This is a genomic window from Enterobacter sp. Sphag1F, assembly GCF_014193275.1.
Classification (GTDB): Bacteria; Pseudomonadota; Gammaproteobacteria; order Enterobacterales; family Enterobacteriaceae; genus Pantoea; species Pantoea symbiotica.
The window spans coordinates 79630-105997 of the sequence record NZ_JACHZD010000006.1; the positions used below are offsets into that span (position 1 = coordinate 79630).

The 26368-nt window shown below is 55.8% G+C and carries 25 protein-coding genes; 13 read left to right on the top strand and 12 right to left on the bottom strand.

The annotated features are described in order from the left end of the window. Nucleotide 1: 1 nt before the first annotated feature. The 4 genes from FHW71_RS18660 to FHW71_RS18675 all read right to left on the bottom strand — a co-directional run bounded on the left by FHW71_RS18660 (nt 2) and on the right by FHW71_RS18675 (nt 4250). The gene (locus FHW71_RS18660) at nt 2–1081 is read right to left on the bottom strand and encodes a phosphotriesterase-related protein (RefSeq protein WP_179452747.1); all 1080 of its coding nucleotides are present in this window, start codon (nt 1079–1081) and stop codon (nt 2–4) included. Between the two features lie 3 nt (nt 1082–1084). After that, on the bottom strand, nt 1085–2086 hold the full coding sequence (locus FHW71_RS18665; protein ID WP_179452746.1) for an ABC transporter permease: 1002 nt from the start codon (nt 2084–2086) through the stop codon (nt 1085–1087). Between the two features lie 18 nt (nt 2087–2104). Continuing rightward, nucleotides 2105–2851, bottom strand: a complete 747-nt coding sequence (locus FHW71_RS18670) for an ATP-binding cassette domain-containing protein (RefSeq protein WP_179452801.1) — start codon at nt 2849–2851, stop codon at nt 2105–2107. Nucleotides 2852–3221: 370 nt separating this feature from the next. Further along, a complete protein-coding gene (locus FHW71_RS18675) occupies nt 3222–4250 on the bottom strand; it encodes a LacI family DNA-binding transcriptional regulator (RefSeq protein WP_179452745.1) in 1029 nt (342 codons plus the stop codon). Nucleotides 4251–4632: 382 nt separating this feature from the next. On the opposite strand from FHW71_RS18675, the gene FHW71_RS18680 reads away from it, so the two are divergent. Further along, entirely contained in the window at nt 4633–5583 is a 951-nt protein-coding gene (locus FHW71_RS18680; RefSeq protein WP_179452744.1) for a substrate-binding domain-containing protein, read from the top strand. Nucleotides 5584–5587: 4 nt separating this feature from the next. Here the strand turns inward: FHW71_RS18680 and FHW71_RS18685 are convergent, their stop codons facing one another. Continuing rightward, nucleotides 5588–6457: a PfkB family carbohydrate kinase gene (locus tag FHW71_RS18685; RefSeq protein WP_179452743.1), complete on the bottom strand. Its 870-nt coding sequence runs from the start codon at nt 6455–6457 to the stop codon at nt 5588–5590. 28 nt (nt 6458–6485) lie between these two features. Between FHW71_RS18685 and FHW71_RS18690 the strand changes: the two genes are divergently transcribed. Genes FHW71_RS18690 through FHW71_RS18720 form a run of 7 tightly spaced genes read left to right on the top strand, consistent with a single transcriptional unit; the run spans nt 6486 to nt 12977 of the window. Further along, a complete protein-coding gene (locus FHW71_RS18690; RefSeq protein WP_154194436.1) occupies nt 6486–7331 on the top strand; it encodes a BtpA/SgcQ family protein in 846 nt (281 codons plus the stop codon). Beyond that, on the top strand, nt 7331–7990 hold the full coding sequence (locus FHW71_RS18695; RefSeq protein ID WP_179452742.1) for a TenA family protein: 660 nt from the start codon (nt 7331–7333) through the stop codon (nt 7988–7990). The genes FHW71_RS18690 and FHW71_RS18695 overlap by 1 nt, the downstream gene beginning before the upstream one ends. After that, entirely contained in the window at nt 7987–8754 is a 768-nt protein-coding gene (locus FHW71_RS18700; RefSeq protein ID WP_101761367.1) for an ATP-binding cassette domain-containing protein, read from the top strand. Before FHW71_RS18695 ends, FHW71_RS18700 begins: the two co-directional genes overlap by 4 nt. A 31-nt stretch (nt 8755–8785) precedes the next feature. After that, the gene (locus FHW71_RS18705; protein WP_154156791.1) at nt 8786–9757 is read left to right on the top strand and encodes an autoinducer 2 ABC transporter substrate-binding protein; all 972 of its coding nucleotides are present in this window, start codon (nt 8786–8788) and stop codon (nt 9755–9757) included. Between the two features lie 11 nt (nt 9758–9768). Next, complete coding sequence (locus FHW71_RS18710; RefSeq protein WP_179452741.1) at nt 9769–10710, top strand: ABC transporter permease; 942 nt, start codon at nt 9769–9771, stop codon at nt 10708–10710. Continuing rightward, a complete protein-coding gene (locus tag FHW71_RS18715; protein WP_179452740.1) occupies nt 10707–11651 on the top strand; it encodes an ABC transporter permease in 945 nt (314 codons plus the stop codon). Before FHW71_RS18710 ends, FHW71_RS18715 begins: the two co-directional genes overlap by 4 nt. 3 nt (nt 11652–11654) lie before the next feature. Beyond that, complete coding sequence (locus tag FHW71_RS18720) at nt 11655–12977, top strand: ArgE/DapE family deacylase (RefSeq protein WP_154183492.1); 1323 nt, start codon at nt 11655–11657, stop codon at nt 12975–12977. A gap of 53 nt (nt 12978–13030) precedes the next feature. Here the strand turns inward: FHW71_RS18720 and FHW71_RS18725 are convergent, their stop codons facing one another. Together FHW71_RS18725 and FHW71_RS18730 are read right to left on the bottom strand one after the other, a co-directional pair. Continuing rightward, on the bottom strand, nt 13031–14104 hold the full coding sequence (locus tag FHW71_RS18725; protein ID WP_154183494.1) for an LLM class flavin-dependent oxidoreductase: 1074 nt from the start codon (nt 14102–14104) through the stop codon (nt 13031–13033). Further along, nucleotides 14101–15249: an acyl-CoA dehydrogenase family protein gene (locus tag FHW71_RS18730; protein WP_179452739.1), complete on the bottom strand. Its 1149-nt coding sequence runs from the start codon at nt 15247–15249 to the stop codon at nt 14101–14103. Before FHW71_RS18730 ends, FHW71_RS18725 begins: the two co-directional genes overlap by 4 nt. Before the next feature lie 200 nt (nt 15250–15449). Between FHW71_RS18730 and FHW71_RS18735 the strand changes: the two genes are divergently transcribed. Next, nucleotides 15450–16508, top strand: coding sequence for an ABC transporter substrate-binding protein (locus tag FHW71_RS18735; protein WP_179452738.1), 1059 nt, complete (start codon nt 15450–15452; stop codon nt 16506–16508). A 113-nt stretch (nt 16509–16621) separates the two neighbouring features. On the opposite strand, the gene FHW71_RS18740 is transcribed toward FHW71_RS18735, so the two are convergent. From FHW71_RS18740 to FHW71_RS18750, 3 genes are read right to left on the bottom strand one after another with little or no spacing between them, the layout of a single operon-like run. Continuing rightward, nucleotides 16622–17671 (bottom strand): pyridoxal-phosphate dependent enzyme, encoded by a 1050-nt coding sequence (locus FHW71_RS18740; RefSeq protein WP_179452737.1) that lies wholly within the window; start codon nt 17669–17671, stop codon nt 16622–16624. A 51-nt stretch (nt 17672–17722) separates the two neighbouring features. Then, entirely contained in the window at nt 17723–18730 is a 1008-nt protein-coding gene (locus tag FHW71_RS18745; protein WP_179452736.1) for an ABC transporter permease subunit, read from the bottom strand. A 10-nt stretch (nt 18731–18740) separates the two neighbouring features. Further along, nucleotides 18741–19814: an ABC transporter substrate-binding protein gene (locus tag FHW71_RS18750; protein WP_179452735.1), complete on the bottom strand. Its 1074-nt coding sequence runs from the start codon at nt 19812–19814 to the stop codon at nt 18741–18743. Nucleotides 19815–20008: 194 nt separating this feature from the next. Here FHW71_RS18750 and FHW71_RS18755 point away from each other — a divergent pair, with 194 nt between their 5' ends. Then, nucleotides 20009–20785 carry an ABC transporter ATP-binding protein gene (locus FHW71_RS18755; RefSeq protein ID WP_179452734.1) on the top strand — a complete coding sequence of 259 codons (777 nt, stop codon included), beginning with the start codon at nt 20009–20011 and terminating at the stop codon, nt 20783–20785. Between the two features lie 360 nt (nt 20786–21145). On the opposite strand, the gene FHW71_RS18760 is transcribed toward FHW71_RS18755, so the two are convergent. Beyond that, a complete protein-coding gene (locus FHW71_RS18760; protein ID WP_179452733.1) occupies nt 21146–21613 on the bottom strand; it encodes a winged helix-turn-helix domain-containing protein in 468 nt (155 codons plus the stop codon). Next, nucleotides 21613–23253, bottom strand: coding sequence for a phosphoethanolamine transferase EptA (gene eptA, locus FHW71_RS18765; RefSeq protein WP_179452732.1), 1641 nt, complete (start codon nt 23251–23253; stop codon nt 21613–21615). The genes FHW71_RS18760 and eptA overlap by 1 nt, the downstream gene beginning before the upstream one ends. A gap of 283 nt (nt 23254–23536) precedes the next feature. Here eptA and FHW71_RS18770 point away from each other — a divergent pair, with 283 nt between their 5' ends. From FHW71_RS18770 to FHW71_RS18780, 3 genes are read left to right on the top strand one after another with little or no spacing between them, the layout of a single operon-like run. Continuing rightward, nucleotides 23537–24304: a hypothetical protein gene (locus FHW71_RS18770; RefSeq protein ID WP_179452731.1), complete on the top strand. Its 768-nt coding sequence runs from the start codon at nt 23537–23539 to the stop codon at nt 24302–24304. Next, complete coding sequence (locus FHW71_RS18775; RefSeq protein ID WP_154183508.1) at nt 24301–24969, top strand: response regulator transcription factor; 669 nt, start codon at nt 24301–24303, stop codon at nt 24967–24969. Before FHW71_RS18770 ends, FHW71_RS18775 begins: the two co-directional genes overlap by 4 nt. Beyond that, nucleotides 24945–26300 (top strand): ATP-binding protein, encoded by a 1356-nt coding sequence (locus FHW71_RS18780; protein WP_179452730.1) that lies wholly within the window; start codon nt 24945–24947, stop codon nt 26298–26300. Before FHW71_RS18775 ends, FHW71_RS18780 begins: the two co-directional genes overlap by 25 nt. The last annotated feature ends 68 nt before the right edge of the window (nt 26301–26368 follow it).

The window sequence follows — 26368 nt, forward strand, 5'->3', positions numbered from 1 at the left end:
TTTACCCGCCAAATACGCGCTGCGGGTTAGCAATCATTAAGGTTTCGAGTTGTTCGCCGCTGACGCCGTGACGTTTCAGGCGCGGGACAAAATGTTTGAGTATGTAGCCATAACCGTGGCCGCCAAAGCGCGTCAGCATGGTTTTCAGGAACACATCCTGCGACAACAAAATTTGCTGGATGTAGCCGTCATCAATCAGTTCGCAGATGGCGCGGGCGTTCTCTTCATCGGAAGGCGATTGCGCGGATTCATCGGCGTAGTAATAGCTCATGCCGATCATGTCGTATTCCAGGAACACGCCGCGATCGGCCAGTTCGCGCTGATAGCTTTTATCGGCGAAGCTGGGATTCATATGGCACAGCACGGTGTGACGCAAATCGGCGCCTTCCTGTTGCAGAATATCCAGCACTTTGTGGCCTAAACGTTCCCAACCCGGCAGATGCACCTGAATCGGCACGCCGGTCGCCGCACTGGCGCGCCCGGCGGCGCGCAGCGACTTCTCTTCATCGGCGGTAAAGCGGCTGGAGATACCGATCTCGCCGATCAATCCGGCAATCACCTCGGGTTTCTCCGCTGCGCCGCCAAGGTCAAAAATCAGCTTCTCGCTGAGTTGCTCAACGCTAATGCTCTTCACCCATTCCGGGTGCGACGGCTCCAGATATAAACCAGTGCCCATCACGATGTTAAGTCCTGTTAAGCGTGCAATACGTTGCAGCCCTCTGGGATCGCGGCCAATGCCGATATTAGTGGGATCGACGATGGTTTCGCCGCCCAGCGCGCGGTACTTCATCAACTCGTCGATCGCCATGTCGACATCAAACAGCTGGCAGTTATCGCGGCTCATCAACGGATTCATGTTGAGTTCGCCGAGGTTCTCCATTTTGACCGGCATCTCAGCGATATGACGATCGCTGCAACAGCAGGGCGGCACCCATTTGCCGGAAGCATCCAGCAGAATGTGTTCGTGCATCAAGGTGACGCCCATCTCGGCCAGCGGCAGCGGCCCCAACACCGTCATCACATGTCCACTGCTCACACCGAGCGGTAACGGATCCGCGTGGCGAAAAATTGATCCTTTCATCAGCTATCCTTTTGCCGGTGCACGGGTGGGATTGAGAATGCGGGTGTTGAGCCAGATGGCGAGCAGAATGATGGTGCCGGTAGCAATTTGCGTATAGAACGGCGAGATGTGCGACAGGATCAGCCCGTTCTGGATAATCGCAATCGACAGCGCGCCCAGCAGCGTGCCGATAATGGTGCCGAAGCCACCAAATAAGCTGGTGCTGCCGAGCACCACGGCGGCGATCACCTGCAACTCAAAGCCTTCGCCCTGATTGGATGAGCCGCTGCCGAGACGCGCGGTGATGATCATCCCAGCCAGCGCCGCCGCCATGCCGCTGATAATGTAGACTTTCATGGTGACCGCTTTGGTATTGATGCCGCTGCGGCGCGCGCCTTCGGCATTCGAACCAATCGCCGTCACGTAGCGACCAAAGCGCATGTGGTTAAGCACAATATGCCCGGCAAACAGCACCACAATGCCAATCAGCGCTGGCATCGGGATGCCCAGTACCCACGCGCGGCCCATAAAGGTAAACAAGCTGTCGGCCGGAATCGGAATCGAGTAACCCTGAGTAACCAGCAGCGCAATCCCGCGTACTACGGCTAACGTAGCTAAGGTGACGATAAACGCCGGAATCCCCTCAAAGGCGATAAAGAAGCCATTGATGGCGCCGACCAATCCGCCCAGCAGCAGCCCGCCAATTAACACCACCGGCCACGGCAATCCCCAGTTATTCAGCGCGATAGCCGAAAGCGCGCCCACCAGCGCCAGCGTCGAACCCACCGACAAATCAATGCCGCCGGTGGTGATCACCAGCGTCATCGCGGTGGCAACGATCAGCAGCGGGGCGCTTTGGCGAATGATGTTCAGCCAGTTGGTGCTGGAGAGAAAGTTGCTGGTGATCAGCGAAAACACCACGCAGCAAAAGATGAAAAACAGCGCAATGCTCACCACGCCCGAATGGTTGTGCAGCAGGCGACGCGGTAGCGAATGCTGGATCATGCGCGAACTGCTTAAATTCATGATGCTCATCCCGTTACCTCAGTGTGCAGCCGCTGAGTGAGCGGTAAATTTCTCACCCACGATCAAATTAACGATATCGCCTAGGCTGGTATCCGCCACGCTCCGATCCGCCACGTTGGTGCCTTCGTACATCACCATGATGCGGTCGCATACCAGGAACAGATCCTGCAGGCGATGGGTGATGAGGATGACGCTGACACCGCGCGCTGAGACACGGCGGATCAGCTCCAGCACCGCTTCCACTTCCGCCACCGCTAATGCGGCGGTCGGTTCATCCATGATCAGCACTTTGGGTTCGAATGCGGCGGCACGCGCAATGGCGATCGCCTGACGTTGTCCGCCCGACAAATTGCGTACCAGCAAACGCGTGTCCGGAATCGAAATGCCCAAACCCTTCAGCATCTCACGCGCTTCGGCGTGCATTTTCGCCTGATCGAGAAAGGGAATGCCGAGCACGCTTTTCATTGGCTCGCGTCCCATAAACAGGTTTCCGGCGACGTCCACCGTGTCGCACAGCGACAGATCCTGGTAGACCATTTCGATATGGCAGCGGCGCGAATCGGCTGGATTGGTGAAGTGTTGCTGTTCACCGTCAATGCGAATGCTGCCGCTGGTGGGCACCACCGCGCCAGAAAGCACTTTGGTCAGCGTCGATTTACCCGCGCCGTTGTCGCCGACTAAGCCCAGCACTTCGCCTGGCGCCAGTTGCAGATTGACGCCGCGCAAGGATCGTATCGAACCGTAAGTTTTGGTGATGTTAATCATCTCTACCCGCGCTGGGGTAGCGTGTGGCTGCTGCATCTGAACACTCCCAATCGGTTGCCGGGAACTTTGCCTGTTAACGCGAAAATGGCTTAACTGACACGATTTACAGTCTAGTAAACCGGTTTACCTGTCAGTTAAATCACTGGCCGCACTTCCAGAGCAATGGGGTACAACGATATTTGTTTGCCGCTGAGAACGTTGCAGCTTCTGTGCCAGGTTAGAATTTAGTCAGTTTAGTCTGCATTAAACGCAAGAAGATTCAGCAGGTTAAAATTTTATTGTTGAGTAAACCGGTTTACTTCGAAGTACTGAACATCGCTTCATTGATCAACTTTTGCGCCAAATCTGTGCAATTTTGCGCCATCGTGGATCAGGGCAGGCGGATTTGGATCGAATCGCGTCCCACCCATTCAACGGGTAAGCGTGTTTCCAGCGGGATATTCACGTCGTAATTCAGCAGGCGCAGCATAATGTCCACGGCGGTATAACCCAGTTCCCGCGCGGGTTGGCGAATGGTGGAGATACGCGGCTGCGTCAGGTCGGTGTAGTTGGCATCATCAAAGCCGACCAGCGAAAGCGCTTCCGGTGCCTGTAAGCCACTGGCGCGCAAACCGTCCAGCAATCCCAGCACCAGATAATCGCTGGCCGCAAACACCGCAGAAGGGCGAGGCGACTGACTGAATAGCCGCTGCAAAGCCTTTTGGCCAAACTCACGTTCGTAGTTGCCGTACATCACCCATTCGGCAGGAACCGACAAACCGGCCTGCTTCATGGCGGTGCAGAAGCCGAGATAACGTTCGCGCACGCTCATCAACTGTTCCGGGCCACCAATAAAGGCGATATGACGATGTCCAGCGGCGATCAGCTGTTCGGTGGCGATGCGTCCGCCCTGTACGTTATCGGCAAACACTTTAGGCACGCTGCTGCCGGGAATATCCTCATCCAGCAACACGATATGCTGATGGCGCTGAATCTCTTTACGCAACACGCCGTTATCCGGTCGGTTGGTGGTGAACAGCAGGCCATCAACCTGACGCGTATCCAGCCAGCGAATGAACTGCGCTTCTTTGTCGGGATTATTGCGGGTGATGCACAACACCAAACTGTAACCGCGCGCTGAGGCCGCTTCTTCTGCGGCATCGGCCAGTTCGGCAAAGAAGGAGTTGGTGATATCGGGCAGCACCAAACCCAGGGTTTCACTGCCGCCTTTGCTCAGACGTCGCGCCAGGCTGTTGCCGCGATAATCGAGTTGGCGAATCGCCGCTTCGATGCGGTCAATCGTCTCCTGCGGCAAAACGATGCTGTGATTCATATAGCGAGAGACCGTGGCTTTGGAAAGCCCGGCTAGTTGTGCCACGTCGGATAACAACACGCGTTTTGAATTCATGTTCCTCGCCATCTGGATCATCTTGTGGTTGCTGCAAGGTAGCCGTAAGGTCGCCATTAATGGCGACCCTACAAAACCGCGTTTTACATTCGTAGGGTCGCCATTTATGGTGACCTGCTCCTTCACAAGACTTAATCATTGCACATCGTCAACCAAATAAACACTTGACAAAAAAAGTTACTCAGCGAATTGTATGCACAGTTTACCGCATTACCGGGAATTTATTCCCAAACCGACTTAAGTTATTTCACCAGGTATTCCTAGCGGATGGGTTACCGAAACAAACTTAAGCAGGTCGCTTTAATCTCACCATCGATATTTGCCCGCCAAAAATAATCTCAGTGTCTTAACGCTGGGAAACGCTGATTATTATTTATTCCCGACGAGGAACACCATGATGTTATCTTTCACCGGAAAACTGCGTTCATTGGTTTTGGCTTCCACCTTAATTTCTGCGGGTTCATTTTTCTCCCTGGCGCAGGCCGCGCCGACTTATGCATTGGTGCAAATTAATCAGCAGGCGCTGTTTTTTAATCTGATGAACCAGGGCGCACAAGAAGCCGCAAAAGCCAGCGGTAAAGATCTGGTTATCTTTAACGCGACCGATAATCCGGTGGCGCAGAACGATGCGATTGAAAACTATATTCAGCAAGGTGTGAAAGGTATTTTGGTTGATGCGATAGACGTCAACGGCATTATGCCCGCCATTAAAGAAGCCGCCGCCGCTAAAATTCCTGTCATTGCCATTGATGCGGTATTACCGGCCGGTCCACAAGCGGCACAGGTTGGCGTAGATAATCTCGAAGGCGGCAGAATCCTCGGTAAATATTTCGTCGATTACGTGGCGAAAGAGATGGGCGGAAAAGCGCGTCTCGGCATTGTTGGCGCGTTGAACTCGGCAATTCAGAACCAGCGCCAGAAAGGCTTCGAGGAGACGATTAAAAGCAACAGCAAAATCACCGTCGCCGATGTGGTGGATGGCCAGAATATTCAGGACAACGCCATGACGGCTGCGGAAAACCTGATTACTGGTAACCCTGATTTAACCGCGATTTACGCCACCGGAGAACCGGCATTGCTGGGTGCGATTGCGGCAGTTGAAAACCAGGGCCGCCAGAAAGATATCAAAGTATTTGGCTGGGATCTGACGGCCAAAGCCATTAGCGGTATTGATGGCGGCTACGTCACCGCCGTGTTGCAGCAGGATCCGAAAAAGATGGGTGAAGAGGCGCTGAAAGCCCTCAACGCGCTCTCTGAAGGCAAAACGGTGAGCAAAACCATTCTGGTGCCGGCCACCGTGGTAACCAAAGCGAACGTTGATACCTACCGTCCGCTGTTTAAGTAAGAAATCACTCGCTGCGCGTGGCCAGCAGCGCAGCGAGTTCCTGCTGGTTGGGAAAAGCGTTAACGGTGCCGGTACGACTCACGGTAATAGCGGCAGCCTGGCTGGCATGCTGCAGGGAAAGCGCATCGGGCTCCACGCCGCGCAGGAGCGAGGAGGCGAGCAGCACGGCGAGGAAGGTATCTCCCGCGCCGGTGCTGTCCAGCGCGTTGACCGGTGATGCCGGACAGAAGTGGCGCTCGGTTTCCGTGATCAGCCATGCACCTTGCGCGCCTTGGGTGATCACTAAGCTGCTGACGCCAGCCGGTTGCAGCAGCTCAGCTTCCAGCTGGTTAACCACCGCGATATCCACCAGCGGCCAAAGTTGGGCGAAGTCAGGATTGACCGGCGAGGGATTAAATACCGTTTTCATGCCGTTGGCTTTTGCCCACATAAAAAGAAGACGGGTTTTCTCAACCGAGAAGTTGCCCTGTTGCAGCAATATATCGCCTTTCTTTGCATCGGCGAAATAAGGCAACATCTGTTCGACGGTTAATGCATCTGCCGCTGCGGTAGTGGTAATAATGGCATTGTCGCCATCGCTGCTGTTGAGAATAATTGAGGAGTCGCTGTGTGGTGAATAATATTCAGTGGGATATAGTTTAACCGGCTCATGCGCTATTTTTTCACGCAGCCATTGCCCGTTACTGTCGTGACCGATTGCGGCAATTAATTTTGTCTCGAGACCACAACGTGCAATAACAATCGCCTGATTAGCGCCTTTGCCGCCTATATCCTGCGAGGTTTTTACGCCGTGAATCGACGCGCCTTTTTGCGGCAAGTCGCCAATCGACCAGGTTTCATCAACAACAATATTCCCTGCAACATAAATTTGCATAATGGTTCTCGTTAATAAGGTGGAGAAGATGGTTTCTATATCAGCAGGAAAAACCAGCGCAATACAAGATATTTTTTCCAGAAAGAAAGCTGTGATTGGTGTGGTGCATTGCGATGCTTTTCCGGGTGCGCCTAAATATCGAGGTAAACCGCTTTCGGCAATTATTGATCGTGCGCTACGCGATGCCGATAATTATATTTCCGGTGGCGTGCACGGTTTGATTATTGAAAACCACGGTGATATTCCTTTTGCCAAACCGGACGATATTGGACCGGAAACCGCTGCCTTTATGGCGGTGATCACCGAAAAGATTCGCGAGCGTTTTGGCGTGCCGTTAGGCATTAACGTATTGGCGAACGCCGCCATTCCGGCCTTTGCTACCGCCTTAGCCGGTGGCGCGGATTTTGTGCGTGTTAATCAGTGGGCCAACGCCTATATCGCCAACGAAGGCTTTATTGAAGGCGCGGCGGCGAAAGCGTTGCGCTATCGCAGCCAGCTGCGCGCCGAACATATCCGCGTGTTTGCCGACAGCCACGTCAAACACGGTAGCCACGCGATTGTTGCCGACCGTTCGATCCAGGAGCTGACGCGCGACGTCGATTTCTTTGAAGCCGATGCGGTGATCGCCACCGGACAACGCACCGGCGACAGCGCCACGCTGGATGAGATCGACGAAATCCGCGCCGCCACCGAGCTGCCGCTGCTGGTCGGTTCCGGCGTCACGCCCGCCAACGTTTGCCAGATTCTGGGTCGCACCCAAGGTGTGATCGTCGCCAGCACCCTGAAAGTCGACGGCGTTTGGTGGAACGAGGTTGAGCTGGAACGCGTGAAGCACTTTATGTCCGTAGCGCAAGCGGCGCTGGAGGACGCGTAATGAACAGTTTCACTGACCAGCTTTTGCAGCAGCACGACAAACTGTGGCAGGCGATGCAGCAGCATCCGTTTGTGCTGGATATCGAGCGTAATCAGCTGCCAGATGCGGTATTCAATCGCTATCTGGTATTCGAAGGCAACTTCGTCGCCACCGCCATCAATATCTTCGCGCTGGCGGTGAGCAAAGCGCCGGATATCCGTCAGCAGCGCTGGTTAATCGGTGTGTTGAATGCGCTGGTGGACACGCAAATCGCCTGGTTTGAGGAGGTGCTGGCGCGCCGCAACATCAACCCAATGGATTATCCCGACGATCTGCCCGGCGTCACCGCGTTCCGCGATGGCATGTTTACCGTGGCAAAGCAGGGCAGTTTTGCCGAAATCCTCACGCTGATGTTTGGTGCCGAGTGGATGTATTACCACTGGTGCGCGCGCGTCAGTGCCCAGCCGCTGCTGGATGACGACATTCGTCATTGGGTCGATATGCATGCCGAACAGGAGTTTTACCAGCAGGCGCTGTGGCTGAAAACCGAGCTGGATCGCACTGCGCTGGCGTTGGCGGAAGAGGAAAAGCAGCGCTTGTCCGATCTCTACGCGCAGGTGCTGCAGTGGGAAATCGATTTCCACAGCGCCGCCTATCTCAGCGGCGGGGAGGCGAGATGAGCAGCTGTTTTATTGAAGCGCGCAACATCTGCAAACGCTTTGGCGCCTTAACCGCCCTTAATCAGGTCAATCTCAGCATCCATCGCGGTGAAGTGCTGGCGCTGCTGGGCGACAACGGCGCAGGGAAATCGACCTTCACCAAAGTGCTGTCGGGCGCCTACAGCGCCAGCGATGGCGAACTGTGGATCGATGGCAAAGCAGTAAAATTCACCTCGCCGCGCCAGGCATCCGAACACGGCATCGCCACCATTTATCAGGAGCTGGCGCTGGCGGAGAACCTCAGCATCGCGGAAAACGTATTTCTAGGCCGTGAACTCAAGCGGCGCGTGCTGGGCATTCCTTTTCTGCGCCGCAGGGAAATGCGCGAGCAGGTCGATCAGCTATTAAAGGATCTTGATGCGCACATCTCCGATGCCGAAGCCTCGGTTGGCAGCCTTTCCGGCGGACAGCGCCAGGCAGTGGCGATCTGTCGCGCGCTCAACCTCAACGCGCAGCTGGTGATCATGGATGAACCGACCGCCGCGCTGGCGGTAGCCGAAACGCAGAAGGTTTTGCAGTTGACGCGAAAACTCGCCGCACGCGGCTGCGCGGTGGTGCTGATCAGCCACAACATCAGCGATGTGTTCGCGGTTGCCGATCGCATGGTGGTGTTTCGCCGTGGGCGAAAAATTGCCGAGCGCCGTCACGCCGAAACCTCGCCCGATGAAATCGTTTCATTAATTACCGGCGCGCATCCCGATGCGCGCGCCTTTGAGAACCAGTAATTGTTATGCCATTAACCCAGGGGAAATAAAGATGCGTCGAATCACCACTGCAGTCTGTTCTCTCTCATTACTGTTTTCAGGTTTTGCCCTCGCCGCCGAGAAAGTGGCCTTTGTGCCGCAGATTATCGGCATTCCCTACTTTCAGGCGATGGAAGCGGGCGGTAAACGCGCGGCCAGCGATCTGGGCGTTGAGTTCGTGTATAGCGGTCCGGTGGATACCAATCCGATGGATCAATTGCAGATCGTGCAGAACCTGATTGCGCAGAAGGTGAATGCGATTGGCATCAGCGTGCTCGATGCGTCAAGCATCGCGCCAGTGCTGGCGCAGGCGAAAGCCAACAATGTGCATCTGTTTACCAGCGACAGCGACGCGCCTGACAGCGGACGTCCGGTTTACGTGGCGCAGGCCACCGATCAGGGTTTAGGTGACACCATCATTGATGAGATGGTCAAGCGTGTCGGCGATCACGGAAAAATCGGCATCGTCTCCGGCGAAGCCACCGCCTCCAACCTCAACAGCTGGATTGGCTATATGCAACAGCGCGTGAAGAGCAAATATCCCCATATCACTTTGCTGAAACCGCAATACGCTGGCGGCTCCGCCAGCCGCGCGGCGCAGATCGCCACCGATTTGATGTCGGCCAATCCGGATATCAAAGGCCTGATCGCCATGGCCTCCACCACTTGCCCTGGCGTGGCGCAGGCGATTGAGACCGCAGGTAAAAATGGCAAGGTGATCGGCAGTGGTTTCTGTAGCCCGAACACCGCGCGCGCCTATCTGAAAAGCGGGGCCTTTGGTTACACCGTGTTATGGGATCCGGAGAAGCTCGGCTATCTCACCGTCTGGGCGGGCAAACAGCTGATTGATGGCAAAGCTTTCAGCGCCGAAAACCGCGTGCCGGGCTTCGCCGAACCGGTGAAGTTTGACAGCAAAACCGGCGTGCTGCTGCTCGGTTCGCCAGCGGTGTTCACCAAAGAGAATGTCGATCAGTTCAAATTCTAACGGGGCTTCGCATGCACATGACTTCACGGGAGATCGCCTTGCTGGCGATTGCCCTGTTAGCCAGCGCCGGTTTTTCCTGGTTTTCACCCTGGTTCGCCACTGTCGATAACCTGCTCACCATTCTGCGCAACAGCAGTGAACTGCTGCTGATTGCGCTGGGCATGACGCTGGTGATCGCTATGGGCGGCGTTGATGTTTCGGTTGGCGTGGTGATGGGCGTTGCCGCATGGGGCGTCGGCCAGCTGTTGCTGCTGCAATCGCCGTGGCTGGCGGCAATCGGCGGTCCGCTGCTCGGCTTGCTACTCGGTTTAATCACCGCGCTGGTGGTGGTGATGGGCCGCATCCCGGCGATTGTTGGCACGCTTGGTCTGTTCGGCGTGTGGCGCACCGGATTGTTTGCGCTGCTCGGCGGACAGTGGTTATCGGGATTGCCCGGTAGCTTAACCAGCGGCCTGATGCATCCGCTGCTGGGATTACCGGTGATGGCGTGGATCATCGTGCTGGTGTGGGCTGGCGTCTGGCTGGTGTTACGTCACACGCCTTACGGTTTGTGGCTGCTGGCGGCGGGCAACTCGGAGGAGAAAGCGCGACTGGCGGGCATTCCGGTCACGCAGGTGCGCATCGCGACCTTTATGATCAGCGGCCTGCTGTGCGGCATCGCTGCGACCTGCTACATCGCCACCTATCGCAACGTCGAAATGACGGTCGGCGGCAGTCTGGCGCTGGAAGCCATCGCTGCGGTGGTGTTGGGCGGCACGCGCATTACCGGCGGGTCCTGCAGTTTGTTGGGCACGTTGCTTGGCGTGCTGCTGCTACGCATTCTGCAAAACGGCTTGCTGCTGGTGGGCATTCCGTCGCTGTGGCAAACCGTGGTCACCGGCGCGGTGCTGTTGATCGTGCTGAGCAGTGAAGCGGCAAGCGGGCGCGTTTTTGCCTTCAGGAGGATCGCATGACGTTGTGGCGCAAATCTCCCGATCTGACGCTGCTCAGCGCGCTGTGGCTGCTGCTGGCTATCGGCATTGTGCTGGTGCTGCCGCAGATGCTGGCTGCCTGGTCAATCACCTCGATTCTGCAGTTCGCAACCTTGCTGTCGCTGGTGGCGCTCGGCCAATCGTTGGTGGTGATGAGCGGTGGTGGCGGCATCGATCTCTCGGTGGGCGGCAACGTGTCGCTCTCGGCGGTGATTGGCATGCTGGTACTCAATCAGGGCATCAATCCGCTGTGGCTGCCGCTGATTTGCCTGATCACCGGCACGCTGGCGGGCGCGATTAACGGCTGGCTGATCGCGCGGCTGCGTCTCTGGCCGCTGATCGTTACGCTTGGCAGCTTCTACTTGTTTTCCGGACTCGCGCTGGCGCTAACCGGTGGAGCCGCCGTCGCAGGCGTGCCTGCGGAACTGACGCAATGGGGACGCGGCGCGCAGTTCTTTATTCCTTTACCTTTTCTCACCTGCGTGATCCCGGCTTTCCTGATCGCCTGGCTGATTCTCAGCAAAAGCGCGTGGGGCAAATGGATTTACGCCTGTGGCTTCAACGAACACGCCACGCGGCTGGTTGGCATTCCGGTCGATCGCCTGCGCTTTCTCGCTTACTGCCTGAGCGGCTTGCTGGCGGGCTGTGCGGGATTTGTTTCGCTGAGCTGGCTGGGCAGCGCACGACCAGAAATCGGCGTCAATCTGGAGCTCGAATCTCTCACTGCGGCTCTACTCGGCGGCGTGGCGATCTTTGGCGGGCGCGGCAGCGTGATCGGCGTCTTAGCCGCCGCGTTGATGCTGGTCACCATCAAAACCTGCATGTTGCAGCTGGGACTAAATAGCGTCTGGCAACTCGGCGTGGTGGGCATTCTGTTGATTATCGTATTGATGGCACAACGACTTTTTATCTATCGGAGATAACAAATGAATCTGACTGAACAAATCAGCGCGCACGTTGAGGCGAGCGCCGAACGCATCGCTAACACGCTGTGCGATCTGCTGGCGTTTCCCTCCATCGTCAAAGTTGATCCGCGTGAAGCCGGGCCGGGCGAGCGCGATTGCCAGCTCTATCTGCAACAGCGTTTGGCATCGCTGGGTATGGAAACCGATCTCTGGGACCCGGATGGCCCGGCGCTCTACGCCAAATATCAGGGCCGACCAGGCGCCAATAAAGGCCGCACTTTTGAAGGTCGCCCCAATCTCGGCGGGACCTTAACCGGCGCGGGCGGCGGCAAATCGCTGATGCTCACCGGCCATATCGACGTCGTGCCGCCGGGCCCACCGGAACATTGGCTCACCGATCCTTTCGTGCCGGAGATCAAAAACGCGGCGGTGTACGGTCGCGGCGCAGTAGATATGAAAGGCGGCGTGGCCTGCATGTTGATGGCGGTGGAGTTATTACAGGATCTCGATATTCGTCTGGCGGGTGACGTGGTGTTTACCACCGTGGTGGATGAAGAGATTGGCGGCATGGGATCGCTGGCGATGGTCGATCGCGGATTCAGAGCCGATGCCGGCATCATGACGGAACCGACCGCTAATCGCATCTCGCCCATCTGCCACGGCATCTTGTGGGGTCGCATTATTCTCGACGGCATCGGCGGCCACGCGGAGCTGACGCCTAACAGTTGGGACAGCAGCGGTCCGGTGGATGCGGTGACGCTCTGTCGCCAGATGCTCGACGGCCTTGATGTACTGAATCGCCGCTGGCAGACGCAGCCGAGCAAAAATCATCCGCTAATGGAATTACCTAACCAGATTATCGTTACGCAGTTAAAGGTCGGTGAACATCCGGCCTCGATTGCAGGCCGCGCCGAAATCGTGATTGATGTGCAGTATCTGCCAGCCGAGAAGGATGAAATGGGGTTGGGCGGACACGTCAAAAAAGAGATTGAGGCGCATGTTGCCAAAGTCTGCGCGCTCGATCCTTACCTGGCGCAACATCCGGCCAAAGTTGAATGGATTCTGGATGCCGATTGCGCCGAAATTGCGGCGGAGCACCCATTTGTCACCACCTTCCAGCAGGGCGTAACCGATGCGGCACTCAATCCGCAGCTGGCCGGATTTGGTGCGCATAGCGACATTGGCTTGCCGAGCACGCTGGGGCAGACGCCAACGGTGAACTTTGGTCCCGGCGATCCAGCGATGTCGCATCAACCCAACGAGCATGTCCCGATCGCCGATCTGGTGGCCTGCACCAAAGCCATCGCATTGACGTTAGTGCGCTGGTGCGGCGTCGCATCGTAGGGGCGCCATTTATGGTGACCAGGTGCGCAAAAATGCGCACCCTACGAAACATCTCACGCTGCGGCCGCTAACGCCTTCACCCGCTCACGGATGCGCGGCAACAAATGTTGTCCGTAATCGGTGGCATCGCGCAGCTGATCAAATCCACGGAACAGGAACGTGGTGATGCCGAGCTTGTAATACTCCAGCGCGGCATCGGCCACGGTATCCGCTGAACCCACCAGCGCGGTGGAATTGCCCGCCGCGCCCGACAGCGCCGCGATCTCCGTCCACAGGCAGCTATCGTAAACTTTGCGCGCGGTGGCGAGCTGATAGAGCCGCTGCGATCCGGTATTGCTATCAGGCTGAATCGCTTTGCCACCAATGTTGGCCTGGGCATCCCGCAGCAGACGATTGGCGCGCGCCCAGGCTTGTTCATCGCTATCGCCGAGAATCGGGCGCAGCGATAGGCTGAAACGAATATGTTTATCGCGGCCATATTTCTTCGCTGCCGCACGCACTTGCTCAATTCTCGCTTTCACCTGCTCCAGCGGTTCGCCCCACATCATATAAACGTCGGCGTGACGCGCGGCGATATTGATGGCGGCTTCTGAAGCGCCGGAGAAATAAACCGGCACGCGCGGCTGCTGCCAGGGTTTAACCTCGGTGAGATTATCTTCCACCTGGTAAAATTTGCCGTCATAGCGGAACGGCGTACGCGATTCCCACGTCAGTTTCATGATGTCCAGATACTCGCCGGTGCGCGCATAACGCTCATCTTTGCTAAGGAAATCGCCGTCGCGCTGCAGATCGCCGCTGTCGCCGCCAGTAATCACATTGATGGCCGCGCGTCCCCGGCTGAGCTGATCGAGCGTGGCAAACTGGCGGGCGGCAAAGGTCGGTGCCTGAAAGCCGGGTCGATGCGCCACCAGCAAGCCCAATTTTTCTGTAAAAGCCGCAACATAACTGGCGATGATCATCGAATCCGGCGCACGGGTATTCACCGCCAGCAGCACCTTGTCAAAACCGGCGTACTCCTGCGCGTGGGAAAAGGCTTTGATAAACGGCACATCGACAGTCGGCCCGTGCGCCGCCAGCGATTCGCTGCTCTCCTGCGCGCCAACCAGACCAATAAATTCCAGCGTCATGATGTACTCCTCTCAGCAGAAAGGGCGGATTTGCCCACGGAAGTGAAAATGGCGTCGTCCTGCGGCGTATGAATGCGGCCGCACAGCACGTTACGCAGGTGACGTTGTAACGGATGGTGGCGCGTCAGTGCGTGATTGCCGATGCTCTCTACCATCAGCTGCACGCTGCGAATGGCGTTTTCGGTCACCACCTGTTTGATTTGTGCGGCATGTCCGCCGGCAACGTGGCCGTGAGCAGCGCTGCTCAGCAGGATTTGACTGGTAAACAGCAGCGTATCGATGCGGCCAACCAGCTCCTGAAAGCGCGGCAATGATGCCAGCGGGGCGCCAAGATTGGCCGGTACGCGCTGCTGCAAAAAGCCGATAAACCAGTCGCGCGCGCTATGCGCAATGGCGTCATACAGCGAACCGAGCAGCACCGCCATCCACACTGATTCCTCTTCGTTGAGGCCGGGTCGCGGCGTGCTCCACGGCGCAACGTTTACCGCGTGATCGAGCGGGATCAGCACATCGTCCAGCACTACGCGATGGCTACAGGTGCCGCGCATGCCGAGATGATCCCACTCATCAATGATGTGGATGCCGGGCGTGTTGGCCGGTACCAGATAGCCGCCGACCAGTGGATCGACATCGTCGCTGCTGGCCCAGACCAAAAACCAGCTCAGCCCATGGCTGCCGGTGGAGTAAATCTTCTCGCCGCTGATGCGCCAGCCTTCAGCGGTGCGGCGTGCGCGGGTGGCGGGCAATCCGCCGCGCGCTGGCGTGCCTAATTCCGGTTCGACGCGCAGCGCGTTAATAAGCGCACCATCGCGAATCACGCTCTCCGCTACCTTGCGGCGCACCGCGTCTGGCCAGTTTGAGGTGTCGTCGAGGCGACGCGTGTTGAGATATTGCATGATGAGGATCAGCGCGGCAGAAGGTTCGCCACGCGCCACGGCCTGAATAATCGCCTGGCTTGCCAGCAGATCGCCGCCGCTGCCGCCCGACGCCGTCGGCAATACGAAGTGCAGCAAGCCATGCTGCTGCAACACGCTAAAAGCCGTTTTGGGAAATTCGCCGCTGCGATCGACCTCTTCAGCGTCTTTTTCCAAGGCCTGAATAATCACCGGCAATATTTCAGCCAGAAAGGGCGGGTTATTAGCCATGCGTTCTTAATCCCCTTATTAAATCAGGCTTAATTGTTTCCTGTTCTGTCACCGCTGTAAAAGCAATAAACCGGCTATATACATGCGGAATCGGCATAATTCTGCCGCCGGTTGAAGTGTTAATTTGCAATGGCTGTTTCTGCGCAAGCCATTAATTAGGATCAACACCTTCACCTGCATTTATTTTTGGGAGTCATTTAATGCCAAATAATTATTTAGTTTCCCGTCGGCATTTTCTGGGATATTCAGCCGCCGCGGCGATGGCGGCAACGTTACCGGGCCGCGTGTTTGCCGATGATCATATGGCGGGCATGCAGATGCCTGGCGATTTACTGCAAGAGGGCCCCGGAAAATGGGCGCTGGCGAAGCCGACGCATGTGCGTCTGGCGGTGAATCTCAACGCCATTTGCCTTGCGCCGGTGGTGGTGGCCGATCAGCATAACTTCTTTAAAGCGCACAACCTGGAAGTGGAGTTTGTTAACTTCGGCAATTCAACCGAATTGCTGCTGGAATCCATCGCCACTGGCAAAGCCGAAGCCGCCATCGGCATGGCGCTACGCTGGTTGAAAGCGCTGGAACAAGGCTTTGATGTGAAACTTACTGCGGGCACGCACGGCGGCTGTATGCGCCTGCTGGCGCGCGATGGCGGGCCAACCACGCTGGAACAATTGAAAGGCAAAACCATTGGCGTTACTGACATGGCGGGCGCGGATAAAAACTTCTTCTCGCTGATGCTGAAAAAGCACGGCGTCGATCCCAATACCGATGTCGACTGGCGCGTGTTCCCGCAGGATTTGCTGCCGATGGTGCTGGAGAAGGGCGAGATTCAGGCCGCCAGCGGTTCCGATCCGGTGATGTGGCGCTTAACCCAGAAGCCGGGCTACCGCGAGATTGGCACCAACTTAATGGACGAGTACGCCAAACTGAGTTGCTGTGTGGTGGGCACGCGCGGCAGCTTGATTCGCGAGCAGCCGGAAGTGGCGGCGGCGATCACCCACGCGATTTTGCAGGCACATGCCTATGCGGCCAAACACCCGGAAGCGATTGGCAGCGAGTTTAACGGCCAGGCGCTCAACACCACGCCGCAGGAGATCGCCCGCGTGTTGAAAACCCATACGCACGGACACTATTCGGTGGGGAACGCATTTGTGAATGAGATCGACGTGTACGCGCGCGATTTAAAGGCGATCAACGTGTTACGACCGGAAACCGATCCGCTGTTGTTTGCTAAAGGGATTACCAGCAACGTGTTGGTTTAGTGGGAAAAGCCAGGTCGCCATGAATGGCGACCCTACAGCTGTTTGGCAAGGTTTTTCGTAGGGTGCGCATTCATGCGCACCTTCATACAGAGGCAATGTATTGCGTATTATTTTCAGGCGATTTTCCTCGAGGTTTGCACGGCGCTCGCCAGCTTCAGCGATTCCGCTGGCACCTGATGCGCGAACAGTTGGGTGGTCAAATAGCTGCTGCCGCCATCGGCCAGCAACACCACAATACGCTTGCCGCGATTCTCTGGTCGCGCCGCGACCTGTTGTGCCGCCCACAACACCGCGCCGGACGAATCGCCCACCAGCACGCCTTCGCTCAGCGCCAGCTGGCGTGCCGCCGTGTACGCCTGCCAGGTTTCCACCGCAATCACCTCATCATAAACGCGGTGATCGAGATTGGCAGGAATGCGCTCCGGCGTCTGGTTGCTGAACGCATGTACGCCGGTGATCTCCAGCGGATCAGGGCGCAGTTCGCTCGGTTGTGAACCCACGCCCGGCTCGACGGCGATCACCTGCAAACCTGGATGCTGCTGTTTGAGATAGCGTCCGGTGCCGGAGAGAGTGCCGCCGGTACCGACGGCGGCGATAAAAATGTCCAGCTCGCCGCCGCTGTCGCGCCAGATCTCTGGCCCGGTAGTGCGCTCATGCACCGCCGGATTGGCCGGATTATCCAGCTGCAGCAGAAAATGCACTTCCGGTTCCGCCGCAGTAACCTGCTCGGCCAGCCATTTAGTGGCTGCAACAAAATCGCCGTTGCTGGCGTCGTAGAACTCTTTAAATCCTTCAATGGTGCTGAACGGCACCACTTCAGCGCCGTATGCCTGAATAATCTGGCTGCGTTCAATACTGACGAAATCATTGATGTAGACGCGAAATTTGTAGCCTTTGGCCGCCGCTATTGCCGCTAAACCAATGCCGGTGTTGCCGCTGGTGGTTTCAACCAATGTATCGCCGGGCTGGATAATGCCGTTGCGTTCGGCGGCTTCAATCATGCTGAGAGCGATGCGATCTTTGACGCTGTGATTGGGGTTAAACAGTTCGAGTTTGGCGACCAAATCCGCCTGAATCTCCTGCTGCTGCGCATAGCGTGACAGGCGCAGCAGCGGCGTATTGCCAATCAGTTCGGTGATAGAAGCAGAAATTTTTGCAGCCATAATCGACCTCATGTGTGGGGGCGGTCGCCATGAGTGGCGACCCAACGATAATTACCATTTCACCGCGCTGCGCTGCCATGACAGCAGGCGATCGCGTACCAGGAACAGCAGGGAGATCAGCGAAGAGAACAGCAGCGCCATCACAATCAGCGCGGCATACATATTGGCGTAAGCCGCCCAGCCTTGCGCCCACTGCAAATACCAGCCGAGTCCGGACTTCACGCCCATCATCTCTGCCGCCACCAGCACCGAGAACGACGCGCCCAGGCCCATAAACAGGCCGACAAACAGGTGCGGCAGTGCAGCAGGCACCGCTACGCGCAACACGAGGAACAGCGAATTGGCACCGAGCGTGCGCGCCACATCGTAATAACGCGTATCAACGCTGGAAACGCCCGACCAGGTCAGCACCGTCACCGGGAACCAGGTCGCCAGCGCGATCAGGAATACCGCTGCCGAGAAGCTCGACGGAAAGAAGTAGAGCGACAGCGGCAACAGCGCAGTCGAAGGTACCGGGCCGAGGAAACGCAGAATCGGATGCACCCAGTAACCCAAGCCGCGCGACCAGCCAATCGCCACGCCGGTAATAAAGCCGACCACGCTGCCGAAGATAAAGCCGAAAGCCAGCAGACGCAGCGAATTGAGCACGCTATCCAGCAAACGCGGCCAGTCGGTGGCGTAGGCTTCCACCAGCGCACGCGGCGGGGCGAAGAATGGCGCAGGCAGCAGCGCCAGTTTTCCGGTGACGGTTTCCCACAGGCCAATCAGCAGCGCCAGCACAATTAGCCACGGACCGCTGCGCTTAAGCGGCGCGAGTAGCGTTAATCGCGGGAACAGGCCTGAGGCAATCGCTAACCCGGTGAGAATGAGCGCGATGGCGGCGAACAACTCATGCGTTTCATTTACAAAGCGCGGGGCGGCAAAACCCTGCGGCTTATCCGGTACCGCCACCATCAGCGCTACCAGCGCCCACCACATCAGGAGCGCACCCCAAACCGCCGGTTGGATACGGCGCGGCACGTCACGGTTGCGGGCAATCGTCAGGGTTTCACTGGCCATTCTCGTCTCCTTAGCTGGACATGTTGCTCATGTGCGCCATGTTGCTGGCGTGCTGATGGGCAGATTCTGCCGGCAGCAGCTCCGGCACATAGTGCTCGGCAAAGCGTTGCGCATCGGTATCCGGGCGGATCACGTTGATTTTCTTCAGCTCATCGATATACACCGCCACCTCTTTGCGCAGCTGCACGCCGGTGGAGTGATGGCTGTGGGTGTGCTCTTTCAGCATCGCGGCAATGTCCTCCACCGCAACGGAACCCGGCACAAAGGGCTGGAAGATTTTCGCCGTCTCTTCAGGATGTTCTGCGGTCCACTGCTGCGCATCGACAATCGCCTGGGTGATGGCGCGCGCGGTGACGGGATCGTCACGCACCAGCGAGCCGCGCAGGCCCAGCACGCAGCAGGTGAGGCTGGCGTATTCGCCTTTCAGGTTGTTATCCACTTCCACCAGATCGTGCTGCTTCTTCAGCAGCCAGCCCTGCGGATCGTCGGTGGCCAGCGCCTGCACTTCACCTTTGCGCAGCGCTTCGCCAAACAGGTCGGGCGGATATTGCAGCCAGTTGACCTGCTTATCAGGATCGATGCCCTGTTTCGCCAGCTGAATGGCGAAGAAGTTGCGAATCGGGCTGGCCTGATCGCTCACCGCCACCGATTTACCCACTAAATCTTTCACATCGCGGATGCCGCTGTTCTGCGGGGCGAGTAAACGCATGCAACCGCCGTGCGTGCCGACGGTGAGATCAACATCAAAACCCTGTTCCAGCGGCTTCAGCCAGCGCAGCGCCATGCCGATACCGCCATCGGCCTGACCGGTGGCAATCGCCTGTAACAGTGCATCGGTTGGCCCGCTAAAGTTCACGGGCTCAACATTCAATCCGTACTTTTTAAAGAAACCTTGCTTCAGCGCCACCGAAATCGGTGACTGACATACTGCGGTTTGTCCCCAGGCCAGCTTGATGGTTTTGAGGGATTTATCGTCGGCAAACACCTTGCTGCTCAGCAACGGATTCACCGCCACGCCGGCACTAAAGAGACCCAGCCCACGTAATAACGCGCGGCGGCTCAGAGAGAATTGTTGAAATGCCATCCTGTCTTCCTTGTAGATAAAGTTCTCAGGCACTATGGCAAAGGCAATAAGCGCGACCAAATAACAATCCCGCATGACATCATGCAGTTTTTCATTATGAATATTTGCGGATAGGTTTGCCGGAATGACTATTTCGAAGTGGGAAAGTCGCGGCTTATGCTTTATTTCTTAGCATATCAAGCAGGAGCGAAAATATGGCATCAACCTCGGCGGGCGTTAATATTGCGATTGAGAAGGTTAATCATCACTTCACCTTAGAAGGCGAAGATTTACCGGTGCTGGAGAATATTAATTTGCAGGTGAAGGCGGGTGAATTTGTCGCGCTGCTGGGGCCATCCGGCTGTGGAAAATCGACGCTGCTGCGCCTGCTGGCCGGGCTCGAACCGCCCGCCAGCGGGTTACTGGCGGAAGAGGGCAAAGCGATTACTGCGCCCGATCCGTCGCGCGTGGTGGTGTTTCAGGATCCCACGCTCTATCCCTGGCGCACTGTCTATGACAACGTCGGCCTCGGTTTGCAGATTCGCGGAGAGAGTCGCCCGCAGCGCGAGCAGCGGATTAACGCGATGCTGGATCGCGTCGGCCTCAGGCAGTTCGCCCGCGCCTGGCCGCATCAGCTCTCCGGCGGTATGGCGCAGCGTGCGGCGTTGGCCCGCGCGTTGGTTAACGTGCCGCGTTTATTGATTCTGGATGAACCGCTCGGCAAGCTCGATTCATTGACGCGTTTGCGTATGCAGCAGGAGATTGTCGATCTGTGGCGGGAGCAGCAGTTCACCACGCTGATGGTGACGCACGATGTAGAAGAAGCGCTGGTGATGGCGAATCGCGTGGTGGTGTTCAGCCCAAGACCAGCAAAAGTGGTGGATGTGATCGAGGTTAATCTGCCGTGGCCGCGCCGCCGTGACGACCCGCAGCTGGTGGCGTTGCGCAGCCGGATACTGGATTTGTTGGGCGCGGACCGCGTGGCAGCGTGATGCGGTCACCTGCTTAAGGCGTATCAGAATCTTTAAGGGTTGTTTCTAGAAAATGCGTGGTGTGATGCATCCATTCGCGCATCTCGAAGAGATCTAACATCAAGCTGAAAGAGATAAAGGTTACGCAGATAATCAATAAGATGGCGATGTAGTAAGGGAATGAAGACATCTATTCCTCCCTGGAATACGATCTGGATGAAATGTCAGTATTACTTAAGTTTTTCTAATTAACAAACCTTAAGAGTTATACCGCTCAGTTCAGCATTGATTTGCGTATGTATGCAGGTGCGCATGAATGCGCACCCTACGAAAAACGCTCCAATCCCTTGTAGGGTCGCCATTTATGGCGACCGCACGGTTTTACTTTCCCTGCACAATGAACCGATAACCTACGCCACGCAGCGTTTTAATATACGCCTTGCCTATTTTCTCGCGCAGATTATGAATATGTACCTCTAACGTATTGGTGGCCGGTTCTGTTGCCCATTGATAAATATCTTTTAGCAAGGTGTCACGCTGAACCGCTTCGCCTTTCGCCAGCATCAAACGCGATAAAATAACGAATTCTTTCGGCGTTAACTCCAGCGGTTTACCGGCGCGCCAGACCATTTTTCTGGAGAGTTGCAGGGTAAATTCACCGACTTCCACGCAGTCTGTTTCAATTTTCTGTTGCGCGTTAAATAGCGCGTGAACCCGCGCAAGCATCTCCTCTAATGAACCGGCTTCGAGATGCTGGACGGTGGAATCACCGTCACAGCCATTGCGTTGCAGCACGACTTGCAGCTCTTGCATCAGCCGCTCATCGGCTGCAACGATCATCCATTTCATCAATGTGCGGCCCGGCAGGCGCTGAGAATATCGTCCGCAGGTTGATATTCAGGGGTCTGAATACCCGTTAAACCGAGCATGGTGGAGAACAGATTGTCCTGCGAATAACCCTGATGCGCCGCTTGTTTATCTAGACAGCTTTTACTCACGCCATAGCGCTGTTGATAATCCGGTGATAACCAAATCAGCATTGGCACATGTTTCTGCACATCCGGCGCAATCGCATACGGCATACCGTGCAGATAAGCACCATTTTCCCCTAACGACTCACCGTGATCCGATAAATAAACCAGGCTGGTGGTGTATTCATCCTGATGCGCTTTCAGCACATTAATCGCTTTGTCCACAATGTAATCGATATACAGAATGGTGTTGTCGTAAGTATTAACCAGCTGTTCTTGCGAACAATCCTGAATTTGGCTGGTATCGCATGTTGGAGTGAATTTTTTAAACTGCGCAGGATAACGGTTGTAATAGGTTGGGCCGTGGCTACCAATGGTGTGCAACACGATAACACCATTGCCTTTCAGGTTTTTAATGTAGTCCTCAATACCGTGGAATAATACGTCGTCATAACACTCTCCGTCATGGCACATATTTGGCAGATTCAGACTGCTCATATCCTGATGCGGGACGCGATCGCAGGCACCTTTACAGCCGCCATCATTGTCATTCCATAAAACCTGCACACCGGCACGCTGGATAATATCGAGCATCCCTTCCTGATGGCTGGCAAGCTGATCGTCATAATGCGCACGCGGCATATTCGAGAACATACAAGGCAATGAGACCGCCGTGGCTGTGCCGCAAGACTGTGTATTCGGGAAATAGGTGACATCATCTTTCGCCAGCAATGGCGTATTTTCGCGTCGATAACCATTCAACTGGAAATTCACCGCACGCGTGGTTTCACCCACCACCAAAATGGTCAGGTTACGCTTTGGACCCGCCAACATCTCCGGCTTCTGTTTGGCATCTAAACCAATTTGCACCAGCGGCAAATTGGCGGTGCGGCTGTGGTTATACCAGGAAAGCGTTGCCACAATCGAATTGGAAGGGCTGAGTGATTTAATCAGCTCTTTTTGATTACGGAACAGCGAGGCGTAATCTTTATAGAAAAACGTCGCGACTAAGGCGATGCAGATTACTGACGCGACAATTGACGCCGCGCATTTGGCGATGCTTTTCCAGATAGGTTTGCTGTTTTTAACGCGAATCCAGAAAACTAACAGGGCAGCCAGCAGCCCGCTACAACCCAGCGTAATAATCAACTTGGGTGATAATAGAGCAAAGGATTCAGACGGCGTGGTATCGATAATGTTCACGATCATCGAGCGATCAATAACAATACCAAAGGTCCAGATAAAATATTGCGCAGCGGCGGAAGCTAAAATGAAGAGCGCAAGAATAACGCGGTCAAGCCACAAAAAGGAGGCCAATGTGGCAATAATATTGATTACGCTAAATGCCACTAACGGCATTGAAGCGAATACCAAAATGGTGCGCACGCTATCGAGCGGCATGGCAGCAAGCACTTGTCGATAAAACGCTATGTTCAAAAAGACCGCGATATAAATAGAAACAAGCGAAATAAAAGAGAGCCGACTCAACGTCGGTCTTTTGCGCAGCGAAAACGTCATTGTTCAATCCATGTGTGTGAAGATGGCGAAAGCTTAAGAAACTAAGGTTAAGTGAACCTTAAGCATTATCACAAATCCGTCATAAACCAATAAAATAATGATTTTTAGGGTTATTTTACACTCAGTTTTTGCATGGTAACGCAGCGCTGACAGCGTCTATCGGCGTGAAGCTTAAAATCAGATTAAAAATCAGGCGGCAGAAAATTAATTCTTTGCGCATTTTAAGGGAGTTTTAAGTTTACCTCGGCATTGTGTGGTTAACACGCTGACGGGGAATGTCCACATGACCGATAATTTGACCGACCTGAAAACCAAAGTGCCGCAGGCGACGTTGCTGTTCTGGGCGTTAAAAATGATGTCTACCACAGTAGGTGAAACCGGTGCTGACTGGATCAATTTTGGTCTCGGTTTTGGCCTGGTACATACCTCAATCATTGCCGCCGGATTGTTTGTCGTCGCGCTTATTTTTCAACTTAAATCGCCGCGTTATATTCCCTGGCTTTACTGGCTCACTGTCTTATTAGTCAGCATTACCGGTACCTTAATCACCGATTATTTAACCGACCAAATGCAAGTGCCGCTACTTTATTCCGTGGCGATGTTTGGCTCCGCGCTGTTAATGGTGTTGATGTTCTGGCATCGCTCGGAAGGCACGCTGGAGTTCGCTGCGATTAATACCACCAGCCGTGAACTCTATTACTGGCTCGCCATCATGATCACCTTTGCCTTTGGTACGGCGTTGGGCGATGCCCTGGCAGAGCGACTTGGCCTCGGTTATCTCTCCACCACCATGCTGTTCGCCGTACTGATCGCCATCTCCGGCTTCCTGTGGCGTATCCGGGCAATCAGCGCCGTGGCCTGTTTCTGGTGCGTGTATGTGCTGACCAGGCCACTTGGCGCCGCGCTGGCCGATCTCTTCTCACAACCGATTAAGCAGGGCGGTCTCGGCTATGGCACCACGCCGGTGAACCTCATCTTCCTGATTGCGATGGTGGCATTAATTGTGGTTTCGGGTGTGTTTTCACGCTCCTCACCTCAGGATCAACCATGAGGGTGCTGCTGGTTGAAGATGACCAGATGATCGGTTGCGCCGTGCAAGCCGCGCTCAAGGATGCTTCTTACGCCGCCGATTGGGTGCGTGATGGCGAACAAGCATTACTTAGCCTGAGAACCCATGACTACGATCTGGTGCTGCTTGACCTCGGATTACCGGCAAAAAATGGCTTTGAGGTGCTCGATGAAGTGCGGCGTTCGGGCAATCAGGTGCCGCTGGTGGTAGTGACGGCGCGGGATGCGCTGGAAGATCGCCTGCACGGCCTTGATGCCGGAGCCGATGATTATCTGCTGAAGCCCTTTGAGATGAGCGAACTGCTGGCGCGCGCCAGAGCGGTGATGCGCCGTAAAGCAGGGCATGCAACATCGCTGTTGAGCAATGGCGAGCTGATGCTCAATCCTGCCACGCGCGAGGTGCAGCATCGCGATCGTGAGGAAAAATTCACCCTTTCCAGCCGCGAGTATGCGTTGTTGCAGGCTTTGCTGATGCAGCCGGGGCAGATTTTCTCGCGCAGCGAGTTGGAGGAGAAAATCTACGGCTGGGGCGAGGAGATTGAGAGCAACGCGGTGGAGTATTTCATCCATGCGCTACGGAAAAAACTGGGCAGCGACGCCATCAAAAACATTCGGGGCGTGGGATGGAAAGTCTCAAAAAAAGACTAAGCGACTCCGCGCAATTCCGGCTGTCATTTGTTCTGTGTATGGCGGTGGTCGGCATTGCGTTGCTGTGTGGCGTTCTCGGTTTTCTCTCGGCATGGGATGAAGCGCACGAACTGCAGGATTCATCGCTGCAGCAGATTGCCAGCCTGGCAAAAGATGATCTGCTCGCGCCGCGCAACAGCAATTTCGTTAGTCCGCCGCTACAGGATGAAGAGGCATCACGCATTATCGTGCACTTCATCTTTCCCGTGGCACAAGGGATGGAACCGGTATCGCAAGATGCTTTTTCCTCGCTTGCCTCGCTGCCGGCCGGGTTTTACACCACGCGCATCAACCGGCACGTCTATCGCGTGCTAATTGAGGAGTTGCATGATGGCCTGCGTGTGGCCGTCGCGCAGCGGGCTTCGGTGCGACAGAGCGTGGCGCTGTCATCCGCGCTACGCACGCTGGTGCCGTTCTGCATTCTGTTTCCAGTTTTGCTCTATCTGGTGGCCGATCTGGTGAGAAAGATTTTTCGCCCGATACGCAAGCTGGCGGATGCCGTCGATGCGCAACGCGATGGCCTGAGCATGGCGTTAAGCAGTGAATTTATACCGCGTGAGATCACGCCGTTTATCACTGCCATCAATCAGTTATTACAACGATCGGCGGAATCGGTGGAGCGGCAGCGGCGATTTGTGGCGGATGCGGCACATGAACTGCGTTCGCCGCTGACCGCCTTGATGTTGCAGGCCGAAAGGCTGGATGCCAGCGATCTTTCTACCGAGAGCCGCGCCCGGTTAATGCAATTACGCGCTGGGATGAAACGCACCAGCACGCTGGTTGAACAGTTGCTGAGCCTGAGCCGGGCGCAAAGCGGAGAAGTGGGCAACCTGCCGCCGGTTGAATCCATCGCGGTGTTTACGGTGGTTAAGCAGGTGGTTTCCGATTTGCTGCCGCTGGCGGAGCAGAAATCCATCGATATTGGCGTGGTGGGGAATAGCGAGGCGACAATTATTGCCCGGCCATCGGAACTCTACACGTTATTACGCAATATTGTGCATAACGCCATCCAATATACGCCGTTAGCAGGAAAGGTGGATATTACGATTAATCACAGCGCAGCTTGTCTGTTTATCGATATTGAAGACAGCGGTCCGGGCATTGCTGTTGATAAAAGAGAACGGGTATTTGACGCATTTTATCGCATTGAAGGAAGCGATATTTCTGGCTCTGGTTTGGGATTGTCTATTGTCAGCGCCATTGTGACGCGCATGAAAGGGCAAGTGAAGCTCACTGCAGCAACGTCCTCAGCGACGGGGCTGAAGGTGAGCATTGCTTTACCACTTACTTAATTTTCACAAGGAATAAATATGATTCTCACTTCAGAGACAGCAGAGAATATTAATGACTCGCTCTTTCT